Origin of the sequence: Planctomyces sp. SH-PL62, from assembly GCF_001610895.1 — a bacterium.
Lineage (GTDB): Bacteria > Planctomycetota > Planctomycetia > Isosphaerales > Isosphaeraceae > Paludisphaera.
Map to the genome: position 1 here is coordinate 2,739,962 of NZ_CP011273.1, position 12,654 is coordinate 2,752,615.

13 protein-coding genes and 1 pseudogene are annotated in these 12,654 nt (G+C 68.5%); 5 read left to right on the forward strand and 9 right to left on the reverse strand.

Annotation, left to right across the window (positions count from 1 at the left end):
- Nucleotides 1-171: 171 nt before the first annotated feature.
- Nucleotides 172-816, reverse strand: a complete 645-nt coding sequence (locus VT85_RS10580; protein ID WP_068414436.1) for an MOSC domain-containing protein — start codon at nt 814-816, stop codon at nt 172-174.
- A 190-nt stretch (nt 817-1,006) separates the two neighbouring features.
- Here VT85_RS10580 and VT85_RS10585 point away from each other — a divergent pair, with 190 nt between their 5' ends.
- The 4 genes and pseudogenes from VT85_RS10585 to VT85_RS10600 all read left to right on the forward strand — a co-directional run bounded on the left by VT85_RS10585 (nt 1,007) and on the right by VT85_RS10600 (nt 5,440).
- Nucleotides 1,007-1,942, forward strand: coding sequence for an alpha/beta fold hydrolase (locus VT85_RS10585; RefSeq protein ID WP_068414439.1), 936 nt, complete (start codon nt 1,007-1,009; stop codon nt 1,940-1,942).
- Between the two features lie 19 nt (nt 1,943-1,961).
- The gene (locus VT85_RS10590; protein WP_068414442.1) at nt 1,962-2,609 is read left to right on the forward strand and encodes a cysteine hydrolase; all 648 of its coding nucleotides are present in this window, start codon (nt 1,962-1,964) and stop codon (nt 2,607-2,609) included.
- 100 nt (nt 2,610-2,709) lie between these two features.
- A pseudogene (locus tag VT85_RS10595) lies at nt 2,710-2,910 on the forward strand (alpha/beta fold hydrolase); the annotation flags it as partial.
- Between the two features lie 376 nt (nt 2,911-3,286).
- Nucleotides 3,287-5,440 carry a redoxin domain-containing protein gene (locus VT85_RS10600; protein ID WP_068414448.1) on the forward strand — a complete coding sequence of 718 codons (2,154 nt, stop codon included), beginning with the start codon at nt 3,287-3,289 and terminating at the stop codon, nt 5,438-5,440.
- A gap of 120 nt (nt 5,441-5,560) precedes the next feature.
- Here VT85_RS10600 and VT85_RS10605 read toward each other — a convergent pair whose 3' ends face one another.
- The 8 genes from VT85_RS10605 to VT85_RS27565 form a co-directional block, all read right to left on the reverse strand.
- Nucleotides 5,561-6,004, reverse strand: coding sequence for a nucleoside deaminase (locus VT85_RS10605; protein ID WP_068421785.1), 444 nt, complete (start codon nt 6,002-6,004; stop codon nt 5,561-5,563).
- 136 nt (nt 6,005-6,140) lie between these two features.
- Nucleotides 6,141-6,635, reverse strand: a complete 495-nt coding sequence (locus tag VT85_RS10610) for a GNAT family N-acetyltransferase (RefSeq protein ID WP_068414452.1) — start codon at nt 6,633-6,635, stop codon at nt 6,141-6,143.
- A 315-nt stretch (nt 6,636-6,950) separates the two neighbouring features.
- Nucleotides 6,951-7,898, reverse strand: a complete 948-nt coding sequence (locus VT85_RS10615) for a DUF1559 domain-containing protein (RefSeq protein ID WP_068414456.1) — start codon at nt 7,896-7,898, stop codon at nt 6,951-6,953.
- Nucleotides 7,899-7,964: 66 nt separating this feature from the next.
- Nucleotides 7,965-8,297 carry a hypothetical protein gene (locus VT85_RS10620; protein WP_156512799.1) on the reverse strand — a complete coding sequence of 111 codons (333 nt, stop codon included), beginning with the start codon at nt 8,295-8,297 and terminating at the stop codon, nt 7,965-7,967.
- The gene (locus VT85_RS10625) at nt 8,294-8,926 is read right to left on the reverse strand and encodes a hypothetical protein (RefSeq protein WP_068414461.1); all 633 of its coding nucleotides are present in this window, start codon (nt 8,924-8,926) and stop codon (nt 8,294-8,296) included. Before VT85_RS10625 ends, VT85_RS10620 begins: the two co-directional genes overlap by 4 nt.
- A gap of 80 nt (nt 8,927-9,006) precedes the next feature.
- Nucleotides 9,007-9,393, reverse strand: a complete 387-nt coding sequence (locus VT85_RS10630; RefSeq protein WP_068414464.1) for a DUF2500 domain-containing protein — start codon at nt 9,391-9,393, stop codon at nt 9,007-9,009.
- 334 nt (nt 9,394-9,727) lie between these two features.
- The gene (locus VT85_RS10635) at nt 9,728-10,438 is read right to left on the reverse strand and encodes a hypothetical protein (protein ID WP_156512800.1); all 711 of its coding nucleotides are present in this window, start codon (nt 10,436-10,438) and stop codon (nt 9,728-9,730) included.
- A 250-nt stretch (nt 10,439-10,688) separates the two neighbouring features.
- On the reverse strand, nt 10,689-11,159 hold the full coding sequence (locus VT85_RS27565; protein ID WP_156512801.1) for a hypothetical protein: 471 nt from the start codon (nt 11,157-11,159) through the stop codon (nt 10,689-10,691).
- Between the two features lie 242 nt (nt 11,160-11,401).
- On the opposite strand from VT85_RS27565, the gene VT85_RS10645 reads away from it, so the two are divergent.
- Complete coding sequence (locus VT85_RS10645; RefSeq protein ID WP_197491206.1) at nt 11,402-12,622, forward strand: ParB/RepB/Spo0J family partition protein; 1,221 nt, start codon at nt 11,402-11,404, stop codon at nt 12,620-12,622.
- Nucleotides 12,623-12,654: the final 32 nt, after the last annotated feature.

The following is a 12,654-nucleotide window of genomic DNA, read 5'->3' on the forward strand; positions in this document are numbered from 1 at the left end:
CGCCCGTTTCGACAAGCCACCGGGAAGGCCCCGACCCCGGCGAAGTCGCCCGATCGACCAGGCGCCAGATCCCCGGCCTGAACGTCCGCCCCCCACGTCGCTGATTTCACATCGTTTTATATATGTAATTTCATTATAACTATTAATGGCCAGGCACGCGAAACACTTCCCTCAAGCGTCGGGATCCCAGAGCCGCTTGCGGAAGTAGTCCTTCCAGGTGTCGGGAAGCCCGGAGGTCTGCGTCGCGCGGCGGAGGAGCTCCTGGTTTTTCGCGTCGACCGTGTAGAGCCTGACGACGTCCGCGACGGTCAATCCCTCGTCCAACCGCTCGATCGGCTCGATGGCGTCGCCCGCGCCGACCTCGCCCTCGGTCGTGACCGCGAAGTAGAAGCCCGTCCGACCGTTCCTGAGCATCCGCTTGAGCATGTCCATCCGGCCGAAACGGAGGCCGAGTTTGTAGCAAGGCAGGCGTGGCTGTGTGACGACGAACTCGGCCGTCCCGATGCGAAATCGGTCGCCGATCCGCACATCCTCGTCGAGGCCCTCGGTAGTCAGGTTCTCGCCGAAGACGGCCTGGGGGAATTCCACGCCCGGAAGCTCCCGCCCCCACTTGTCGTAGTGCTCGGACGGATACACGTAGACGGCCTTGTCGACCCCGCCGTGGACCGTCAGGTCGGATTGCTCATCGCCCTCGAAGTTGAGGGTCGTCACCCGTAGGCGGCGGTCGACCGGCGCCTTGAAGATCGAGGTCAGCACAGACCCGCCCTCGACTTCAATCTCGCGCGGGAGCCCAACGCTCAGCGACACGACTTTCATAGGTCCTCCTTCCGGTTGCACGGCAAGGCTCCCGAGGAGTTGGTATCAGCCTGGCCCAATGGGACTCCGAATATTGGTCCAGACTGGAGACGTCCTGACCGTCCGCCATATCATCTTGGGGGAATCAGCCTGGTTCGGCCAGGGGAACCAGAACGGAGCCGGGTCCGTTCCCTTTTCAGGAGACACGTTCATGATCCGCCTGCTCCTGCTCACCGCTCTGGCGTTCGCCCTCGGCGTTCCGGCCTACGCACAGAATCCTGCCGTATATCACAAGACCGTGAAGATCGACGACCTGGATCTTTTCTACCGTGAGTCCGGGCCGAAAGACGCGCCGGCGATCCTGCTGCTGCACGGCTTCCCCACCAGTTCGCAGATGTTCCGCAACCTGATCCCGGCGCTGGGCGAGCGGTATCGCGTCATCGCCCCCGACTACCCCGGCTACGGCCACAGCTCGATGCCGACCCATGACGAGTTCGCCTACACCTTCGACAACCTGGCGAAGGTGATTGACGAGTTCACCGAGAAGGTCGGCCTGACCAAATACGCCCTCTACGTCCAGGATTACGGCGCACCCGTCGGCTACCGGCTGGCGGTCAAGCATCCGGAGCGGATCACCGCCATCGTGGTCCAGAACGGCAACGCCTACGACGAGGGGCTCGACAACGACTTCTGGAAGCCGATCAAGGCGTACTGGAAGGAGCCGAAGAGTAAGGAGAAGCGAGACGCCATCCGTAACCTGGTCACCTACGAGGCGACCAAATGGCAGTACATGACCGGGGCGAAAAACCCCGAGCTGGTGAGCCCGGACGGGGCGGCCCACGACCAGTTCCTGCTCGACCGAAAGGGCAACGATGAGATCCAGCTCGACCTGTTCCTGAGCTACGGCAGCAATCCGCCGCTCTACCCGAGCTGGCAGGCGTATTTCCGCAAGCACCAGCCGCCGATGCTGATCGTGTGGGGGAAGAACGACCAGATCTTCCCGCCCGCCGGAGCCGAGCCGTACAAGCGCGACCTGAAGACGCTGGAATTCCACCTCCTCGACGCCGGCCACTTCGCCCTGGAGACCAACGGCGACGAGATCGCCAAGCTGATCCGGGACTTCCTCGGCAAGTATGTGACGAAATAACCCGAACAGGAGCACCGCGATGGTGTTCAACAAGAACGATACCGCACTGGTCGTCATCGACCCCCAGAACGACGTCCTGAGCGAGAAGGGAGTCTCCTGGGGGCTGGTCGGCGAAAGCATCCGGGAGAACAACACCGTCGAGAACCTCGAGCGCCTCTTCATGGCCGCGAAGGAGGGCGATTACGGGGTCTTCATCTCGCCCCACTATCTCTACCCGGCTGACCAGGCCTGGGGGTTCGGCGGAGCGGTTGAGAAAATGATGCTTGAAAGCAAGGAATTCTTCCGAGCCGATCCGCTCAGCCTCGAAGGGTTCACGGGCTCGGGGGCCGACTGGCTCGACCGCTACAAGCCGTATATCGAGGACGGCAAGACGGTGGTGGTGAGCACCCACAAGGTCTGGGGTCCGCAGACCAACGACCTGGTCCTCCAGCTTCGAAAACGACAGGTCGACAAGATCATACTCTGCGGGATGCTCGCCAATCTCTGCGTCGAGAGCCACCTTCGCGAGTTGATCGAGCAGGGCTTCGAGGTCGCCGTGGTCAAGGACGCGACGGCCGGCCCCCGGCATCCCGAACTTGGGGACGGTTACAAGGCGGCCGTCGTCAACTACAACTTCGTCGCCAACGCGGTCATGACCACCAACGAGGCGGTCGGCGCGATGCGGTAAAGTTCGTGCTTGCCCGTTGGAAAACCATCGGTGCATCCACAACGCCGCCTTCTTCCAGTGAGCCCAACAACCCCGCACCCGAGGTGAAGCCGTAGACAAGATCACCGTGAAGGACGAGACGGAAATCTCCTTCAAGGATCGAGGCTCGGGCCGGCCGACCGTGTTCAGCCACGGCTGGCCGCTCTCGGCCCATGACTGGAACGCGCAGCGACCCTGCTTCCTCAATCATGGCTGCCGCGTCATCGCCCACGACCGTCGTGGCCACGGGCGCTCGACCAAGGCGGCCGACAGCCAGGACATGGGGAGCTGACATCGGCCAGGCACCCACACCTGAAGTTCTTGGACGATCTTGCTTGGGTGCCTGGCCAACGTCAGACCGCGAAGACCGCCAGGATAATCCCGCCCGTTTCGACAAACCACCGGGAAGGCCCCGACCCCGGCGAAGTCGCCCGATCGACCGGGCGCCAGATCCCGCGCCGGAACGGCGGACGGACGTCCGGCCTCGCTGTCGCGAGTATTCGATCAGCCGCTCCCGGCCCTGAATCCCGCTCCTCCCGGCCCGCCTTTTCTGGGTGCCTGGCCGACGCCTGGATGCTGGTTCACCGCCCCGCCGAAGATCCCGAACCCGGCGGCGAATAGCCCTGACGGGGCTTGATCAAAAAAGCGGGAGGTGCTCGATGCCCGAGCGGTCGAAGCGTCGCTGGTTGAGCGGGGTCCTGATCGGGTCCGGCCTCCTGATCGTCGGCGGATACCTCCTCTGGGGGCCGATCTTCCTCACATTCTTCTACGGGGGGACGCGGGCGGACTGGGCATTCCAGGAGGTCCAAGAGGAAGACGTCCGGCTCCGGCGATCGCACGCGCGACAGCGTCTCTCGTCCGCGTCGGACCGCGAGGCCGCGAAGAGGCGGCTCGCCGCCTGGCAGGAGGAGGCGAGCCGGCGTTGCCTGGAGATCGCCGACCAGAATCCGGGCACGCGCGCGGAGGTGGGCTGCTTGCTCTTCGTCGCGGATCGTTGGCCGGACTCCGCCGAGGGACGATCGGCCCGCGACAGACTGCTGCGTCTCGCGCCGGCCGCCGACATCGGCGCCTGGGCGCAGGCGCTCGGCGGGATCAGGGCCTCGGACGCGGACATCGGGCGCTGGCGCCCGATCATCGCCCGCCTGACGGGTCGCGTCAGGGAGCAGGCCGGCCATCCCGATGCCGCGCGGCTCACGTGCCAGGCGGGAAACCTCGTCGCCCCCGATGAGGCCGCCGAGGCCGCGCCGGAGGAGTTCGTCGCGGTCGCCGACCTGATCCGGTCGCACTACGCGGCGAGCCCGGACATCGCCAATTTCTGCGAGCAGGTCGGCGGCCTGCCGTCGGCGCGGGCCCCGGGCTGGGGGCGGCCGTTCGAGCCTCACCTGCGCGCGATCCTCGCGGCGAACCGCGATCGGTTCGTGCGCTGCTCGGCCAGCCTGGCGCTCGCTTCGGTCGTGCGGGCCGGGGGCGTCGGGCGGCAACCCGAGGCGCGGCGGCTCTTCGAGGGGTTCCTGGCCGAATTCGACGGGAAGGCCGCCTATCACGCCTCCGGGATCGAGCAGGTGTACGGCGACACGGCCCGACAGATCCTGGACACCATCCGAACCCACGCGCTGGGGGCGTCGGCGCCCGAGATCGCGGGCGTCGACCTGGAGGGCCGGCCCCTCTCGCTCTCGGAGTACCGCGGCAAGGTCGTGCTGGTCACCTTCTGGGCGACGTGGTGCTTTCCCTGCATGAAGGCGATCCCGCACGAGAAGGCGTTGCTCGAGCGCTTCGGCCCTGAGCGCTTCGCGATCGTCGGGGTCAACGCCGACGAGGACCCCGCGATCGCGAGGGACGCCGTCGCGAGTCTCGACGTGCCGTGGCGATCGTTCCGCGTCAAGAAGCCGGACGGCGGCTCGATCGCCGACGATTGGCACGTCGCGGGCTACCCGACCCTGTATCTGATCGACGCCGACGGCGTCATCCTGGGCACGTGGCTCGGGATGCCGGCGCAGAGCGAACTCGCGGGGATGATCGAGAACCGGATCGCGCGCCCCGGCGAGAAACGCGACCCCCCCGCGGCGGATGAGGCGGCCCCCCGCGAGACCGCGACGAACGGCGGGAGCGCCGCGGCGAACGTCCCGGTCGAGGTCGTCGCCGATTCCCCGGGCGCGACCGGATTCGTCGCGAAGGTGCTGCGTCGCACCGATGGGGGGGAATCCCGCTACGTCGTCTACATCCCCGGCGATTACGACGCGGCCCGGCCGTCACCGGCGATCCTGTTCCTGCACGGCTCCGGCGCGATCGGGACCGACGGCCGGGGCCATATCGGCGCGCTGGCGAAGGCGATCGCCCGATGGGACGGCCCGTTCCCGTTCGTCACCGTGTTCCCGCAGGCGCCTTCCGGGGACTGGCGGCCGGGCTCCGGCCACGGCGACCTGGCGATCGCCGTCCTGGACGACGTGCTGCGGCAATACTCGGTCGATGCCGACCGCGTCGCGTTGACCGGCGTCTCCATGGGCGGCGAGGGGACGTGGGCGCTCGCCGCCGTCTATCCCGAGCGATGGTCGGCGATCGTCCCCCTCTGCGGGGGAGGAGACCCGAAGACCGTCGCGCGCTTCGCCCGCGTCCCGTGCTGGAGCTTCCAGGGGGCTGACGACCGGATGATCCCCCCGAGCCTCTCGCGGGAGATGGTCCGCGCCCTCCGCCAGGCGGGGGGCCGGTCGATCTATACCGAATTCCCCGGCGTCGGCCACAACTGCTGGGATCGGGCCTACACGCGCGCCGACCTGTTCGAGTGGCTCGGACAACGGAGGCGCGGGTCGCGGTAGGGGTCGCACCGCTCTCCACGCCGGGAAGTCGGAACGTGCCGGGTTTCGTGATGACCTTTGCGGGGATTGAGGCTCCCAGCAGAAGCATGCCCACCCCGTACGGAGCGGGGGTCGAGCTGCTCACCTTGCCATAAGCCGCTCGCACTCCTCGCGCAACACCCCGCCGATCACGGTCGGAGCCGGTCGCCAGCGGTCGAGAACGGGGTCGGTGAGGATGGGATGGGCCGACGTGACGGCCCCGATGATCGGCGTGTCGATCCCGTAGACGACGATGCCGATGCGCAGTTGGCGGATCGCGTAGGCGCACATGAAGCAGGGCTCGGCCGTGGTGTAGAGGATCGACCCGGCGAGATCCCTGCGTCCGGTCGCGTCGAGCGCCGCCTGGCAGGCGAGCGTCTCGGCGTGGCCGGTGATGGAAGGGCCTGTGGGCAGGGCCTCGACCCCTTCCCCGATGATCGCGTCGTCGAGCACGACGACGCTCCCGACCGGAGTGTCGCCCCGATCGCGGGCCACGGTGGCGAGCTCCAGGCACCGCCGCATGAACGGCTCGTGGTCCACGTTCATCCCGAACCCCCTGGCCTGGCCGTCGGCCGAACACGTAAAAACGGCAGCTTGAAGGATCTGGGTTGTCAGGCGATCGATGTCTCCGCCGCGCTCTTCCCACACCCTTTATCTTGAGCGCCTGGCAAGAGATCCGACGCTACGCATCCAACACACGCACCCGCTCCCACCTCCACACCAGACCGTCCTCTGGGTCGACGACCTCTCCGAGTTTCGTGAAGCCGCACTTCTCCAGCACGCGGGCCGACGCTCCGTTCTCAGGCTTGGTATGGGCCCTCACGATCCGGACCCGCTCGTCGGCGATGGCGAACTCGGTCAGAGCCGCAGCCACCTCGGTGGCGTATCCGCGTCCTCGGCATCCCTCGTCGATGCCATAGGCCAGTTCAACCATGCCGTTCGCGTCCGGCGGACCTTTGAACGCACAGCCTCCGACCGAAGTTTGACCGGCTCGCTCTTTCACGGTGTAGCTGAGCGACCACGGATCGCCGGGAAGCGTCGAATGCACCCGCGCCACCCAGTCCGGCGAGACTTCCGCTTGGACTTCAGGGGGCAACGATTCGACCCACGCGAGCGCTTCGTCAGGCGTCTGAAGGACGAGTTCGAGCCGGGCGGTGGGGATGACAAGCCTGGGCATGTGGTGTCCATGGGTCTGTTAGTCGATCGAGCAGGGGAGTAATCCACCTGTGAGAGGCCGGAACGCCGCTTCGATTCGCGGACAATCCTTGAACGGGTCAGGTTCAGTCCTCTCGCCTGCCTTGGGCCCAGACGTTGGCCAGGCACTCAGGAAGGGTCGTTTGAATGATTTGAAACAAAGACGAACATTGATCGAATAGACGTCGGCCAGACCCTTAAACCCGACCAATGGATAGGTTTCGTCCGAGCATCGAGTGCCTAGCCGATGTCGAGATGTCGACGAGCCTCTTAGGGGCGTGGCCGACATCGGTGCAAGTCAGAACTGATCGGAGGAGACGACTTCGCCGCCGGCGCGGGTGGCGAGGAAGCTGAAGATGCGCGGGTCGATGGTCTCCTTGAGGAAGCGGACGGAGCCGTCGGCGAAGAGGAAGTTGCAGCCGCCGCGGTGGAGGCTCCAGAAATCGTCCGCGCCCGCCCCCTTGTAGTTGGGCACGTCCACCCAGCGCTGGTCGGGCGACGGGCCGGTGTGGCCGAGGACCATCACGTTGGCCGTCTCGCAGTCCTGGACCGGCCACCTCGGGTTCGTGCAGACCCGGGAGTAGGGGATGACGCCGACCCAGGTCGCGTCGGCCACGTTTCGGGAGCGCTCGCCGGCCATCAGGGTCGTGCTGGTTCCGTCGGTCACGTCGCGCACGCCGTTGCGGCTGTTGCGGTAGAACAGGCCGTTGTTATGGGCGGGGAACTCCTCGATCTCCCACTGGCCCGCCGAGCCGACGTACTGCCCCGGCGAGAGGTCGGCGACGAGCGTGGCGCCCGCCGCGTCCTTCAGGAGGATCGGGCCGTCGGCGCCCGTCGAGCTGGGGCAGAGGAAGACCGAAAGGCTCGTCGTCCGGACGGTCCGCGACCCCGGCGCGGTGATCGGCAGGCTGAAGTTGGCCGCGCCGGTCAGGGAACGCTGCTCCAGGTCGCTCAACAGCATCGCCCCCCATCCCCAGCCGGGTCCGGTCTCCGGGCTGTTCGGAGCCGGACTCTCGACGCCGGTGATGTAGCCGGGCGGGAACGTCTCGTAGGACGCATGATACGCATGCATCGCCAGGCCGATCTGCTTCAGGTTATTCGCGCATTGCATGCGTCGGGCCGCCTCGCGGGCCGACTGCACGGCCGGCAAGAGCAGGGCGATCAAAACCGCGATGATCGCGATCACCACCAGCAACTCGATCAACGTGAACGCGCGACGAGGCCGAGGGGGTACGGGAAGGCGCATGGGGATCCTCCTGTTCGAATGTTCGAAGCCGTATCCGGGACACGAAAGGCGGGTCCGGACGCGGGCTCAGAACAGGAAGACTTGCAGCCGGGACCGGCGGCGCGGGGGAGGCTCGGGCGGCGGCCCGATCGACTCGCGAAGGCGCGTCGGGCCCTCGAATGGGGGTCGGAGATGGAAGGGGTGGAAGTCCGGCGCGGCGGTTCCGTCCGGGTCGGCCGGCGAATCGACCGGCACGCCCAGGTCGGCGTCGTCCCCCACGCCGCCGTCGGGCGCCTCCAGCACGGCGGCCGGGGACGACTCGACGAGCGACCGCGTGAAGTCGCCCCACGCCTCCGACTGCCGGAGGGGCGTCCCCGTCAGCGCCGCGATCAGGACCAGCCAGGCCGGGGTCCACTTCATGCCGGCCATCCTATCCGGAGGTCGCCGTTCGAGTCGAGTCCCGGCGGCGGACGTTCCGGACCGGCCGGAGATTTCGGGACTCCTTCCAGAAACCACACCGAGTTGGGTAGGTACAGCCGCGCGGCGGCGGCGAGGCTCGGATCGACGTCAGCGACGCCTCCCTGCGGCGACCCCCACTTCCGCTCCATCCGCTCCACGCATTCCCAGGGTGGGGCCCCGCTCAAGAAGAGGTCGTCCATCTCGTCCGAGTCGGCGTAAAGGGCCATGAATCCGGCCCCTAGCGCGCCAGCGATCGCCCGGAAGGCGAGGAGGTGGGCCCGACGCAGCGGTTCGACGGCGAGGAAGCCCCGCCACCGGCCGCCGGCGCGGAGACGCGCCGCCGAGGCCGTCACGCTCAGGAGCAGGCTCCCGGGGCCGGTGAAACGCCGCAGGTCCGGTTCTCGGGGCGACGCCGGATAGACCTCCCACACGGGCAGTGGGTCGTGCAACCGATCGGGTTCGGACGCGAGCCAGTCAGCGCGGACCTCCCGTGCGGCCCTGGTGGTGGGCGAGAGCCTTGTGAGGATCTCACCCGAGTTTCGGAAGTCGGCCAGGTCGTGGTCGAGCAGGAGATTGATCCGGGTGCCCATCGCTCCTCGCCGTCCTCGCCCGGAGCGGGCAGGCCGTCCGGTGAAACCCCCGATCATCCCGCGACGCCCACTTCCTCTTCTTAGAAATCCCGGTCGATCCCCTTGGCACCGGGCCGGCGGAACCCGTGGTAGCGCGTCCCCTGGTGGGTGAGCGTCCCCTCGTCGCCTTCGACGAGGACGCCGTACTCCGGGCCGGGGACTTCGAACTCCTGGCGCTCGCCCGATCGGAGGTCGAACGCGACATAATAATAGGTGCGGACCCGACCGCGTCCGTGGCCGTGACGAGGCCCGCCCCCGCGCATTTCGGTCCGCTTGGCCAGGACGCGGGCCGGGGACTCCTGCACCGTCAAGGCGTTGTTGCGCGACCACTCCGCGATCCCGGACGCCGCCTGAACCGCGAGCGTGGCGAAGACGGCGAGGAAGCCGACGGCGAGGAAGACGGACACGATCACGAACATCAAGCCCATGGGGTCGTCCTCCCGGGGAGGGACGGCGATCGCGCCGCGCCGTGGTAGTGGACGGCATTCGTCGGCGGTTCGCTTCTCTTGCGAGATTCCCGGCCGGATTCCGCCGAAACGAGCCCGATGGCTCCCGCGCGATCCGGAGCCCGGGACCGCCCCCCGGCCGGTCGTCGACCTCGATCGTCGCCGGTCCCGGACGTTGCGTCACCCCCATCCTTGCCTTGTGGTCGCACAATGGCGGAAGAGGCGGGGCGATGTCGCCCCGCCTCTTCCGCGTCCGACCTTCGCGCCCCGACCGGCCGGCCTCCAGGCCACCGGGCTCGGCCCTTCCCGACCGCGATCAGCGGGCGTCCGCCGCCTCGGCCTTGGCGTCCTTATCGCACGCGGCGTCCTTCTTGTCGCACTCGGCCTTCTTCTCGCACGCGGCGGCCTTCTTGTCGCACTCGGCCTTCTTCTCGCACGCGGCGGTCTTCTCGCAGGCGGCGGCCTTGGCGGCGCAGCACGCGGCGTCCTTCTGCTCGCAGCACGCGGCCTTGGCGTCGCAGCACGCGGCGTCCTTCTTGTCGCACTCGGCCTTCTTCTCGCACGCGGCCTTGGCGTCCTTCTCGCAGGCGGCGGTCTTCTCGCAGGCGGCGGCCTTGGCGGCGCAGCAGGCGGCGGCCTTGGCGTCGCAGCAGGCGGCGGCCTTGGCGGCGCAGCAGGCGGCGGCCTTGGCGTCGCAGCACGCGGCGGCCTTCTTGTCGCACTCGGCCTTCTTCTCGCACGCGGCGGTCTTCTCGCAGGCGGCGGCCTTGGCGGCGCAGCAGGCGGCGGCCTTGGCGTCGCAGCACTCGGCCTTGGCGTCGCAGCACGCGGCGGCCTTCTTGTCGCACTCGGCCTTCTTCTCGCACGCGGCCTTCTTCTCGCAGGCGGCGGCCTTGGCGTCGCAGCAGGCGGCGTCCTTCTTCTCGCAGGCGGCGGCCTTGGCGTCACATTCGGCCTTCTTCACCTCGGCGGCCCCGGCGGCGCCCATCACGACGGCCAGCGCGAGTGCCCCGACCAAGCCTAGCATTCCACGACGATCCATAGGTTCTTCTCCCAACTCGATGACCCGAATGGCGGCCCCCGCACGACGCGGACGAGCATTCCCCCACTCCCGTTGACAGGGAAGGGGAGGACGACCCGCGCGGCGCGGACCGTCCTCCTCGCCCCCGGCATCGGGACCGATCGGTCTTCACCGCGCATCGACCGCGTCGGCCCGAGGGTCGCTCGGGGACGGACGGGGTGCGCAGGAGGACCGGCGACCTCGATGCAGGGCCGGTTCAGATCAGGAGTCGGGCGTGCCGCAGGTAGAGGGGGGACCCTCGCGGCGGACTCTCAGCAGGCCCGACCGGGAGGGAAGGGGGCCGAGGGGACGGATCGAAGTCCGTCGCGGCCTGGGGCGAGATGCGACCGAGGTCGGTCTTCCTCGGGCTCGTGGTGCGTCGATTCGAGCCGTTGGGTTCGAGGGCCTCGGATCGGTCGGCGCGGCAGGCGCAGCCGCGGTACGGGCTGCACGAGCCTTCCGCGTCGGCGGCCGAGGCCCTCCCGGGGGCGAGCACCGCCCCGGCGAAGTCGCGGGACGGCTCGACGTGGGCCGGGGCCTTCTCGCAACAGCCGCAAGCGGCCACGCAGCTCCCGATGGCCATCTTCGCCGGGGAGCACGCCTTCGCCCCGGTCGGGACCGCCCACGCCATGAGGATCGCCGTCAAGGCGACCCAGAGGCTTCGGCGGCGTGCGAGGGCGGAGTTCAAGGGGCGTCTCCGATACGGAGGTTCGATCAGGACGTGATCTATCGACTCCTGAACCCTAGACGTTTCACCCCGATCGGTCAAGACGTCGAGCGGCTTCGCCCGGACTTCGCCGTCGCCCTGTGACGGTGGCGACCTTCCCGCGGCCCCCGGCCGTCCGCCTCCACGACTCGACAGGATTCGGCGCCTCTGCTAGATTCCCGGCGATCATCGACCGAACGGCCCCACGGACAAGGACGTCCCCCATGGCTTCTCCCGCGCGCCGAGCCGCCAGGCCGAGCCCGACCCCAAGCGACCCCCCCGCCGCCTCGCCCCCACCTTACGCGATGCTGGACGTCCGTTCGCTCGATCAGAACCTGTTCAACCTGGAAGTCTACGGCGACCCGGCGAGCCAGGTGGACGACCTGATCGGGAGCGTGCGGGAACACGGGATCCTGGTGCCCCTGGTCGTCGCGCCGGGGCTGGCGAGGGGACGCTGGGAGGTCGTGTCGGGACATCGCCGAATGGCCTGCGCGATCGAACTGGGGTTCGCAACGGTCCCCTGCACGATCCGCCGGTTCGATTCGGACGACGATCGCCGGGTCGCCATCCTGGAATACAACCGCCAGAGACGCAAGACGTTCAGCCAACTCATGCGGGAAGCCGACGCGCTCGAACGGCTTTGGTCGGCCGACGCGAAGCTGCGAAGCCGGGGCAACCTGCGGAACGTCGCCGCGGCGCATCAGCCAGTCGGCTCCGGCCCCCGAACCCTCCCCTTTCCCGATCATCCGTCGTGGCTGGAGGACGGGGGCCAGGTCGAGCGTCGGAATTCCGACGCTCGAGAGGATGATGGGCAGGGGGAGGCGACGCCCCCTCGAGCGGGCCGCACCGACGCCGCCGTCGCCGAGCGGATCGGCCTGGGGGGCAAGGATCTGTACCGCCAGGCCCGGGCCGTCTGGAAGGTCGCCGGCGAGGGGGACGCGCGGGCGAGGGCGGGGGTCGCCCAGCTCGACGCGGGGACGAAGACCATCCACGCGGCCTACAAGGACCTCCGCCGTCGCGACAAGTTCGCCCGCGACTTCCAGCCCACTCCGTACGACGTCTGGTCGTTCCGCCACGACCGGGCCTTCGGCATCCCCCACCCCGGCTCCATCCCCCCGGCCCTCGTCGCCCACACGCTCCACTACTTCACCGAGCCCGGCGCCCTGGTCGTCGACCCGATGGCCGGCGGCGGCACCACCCTCGACGTCGCCCTCGCCATGGGCCGACGATGCCTCGCCTACGACCTCGAACCGACGCGCCCCGAGATCGCCCCCCACGACGTCCGCCTCGGACTCCCCCCGGAAGCCCTCGGCTGCGACCTCCTCTTCTGCGACCCGCCCTACCACTCCATGCTCGCCCGCAAGTACCCCAAATCGAGCGTGGCGGCGGCCCCCTGGAGGACTGGGTCCGGTTCCTCGCCCGGCTGGCCGAGAACGCCTTTTTAACGATCAGGCCCGGCGGCCATTTTGCGCTTTTA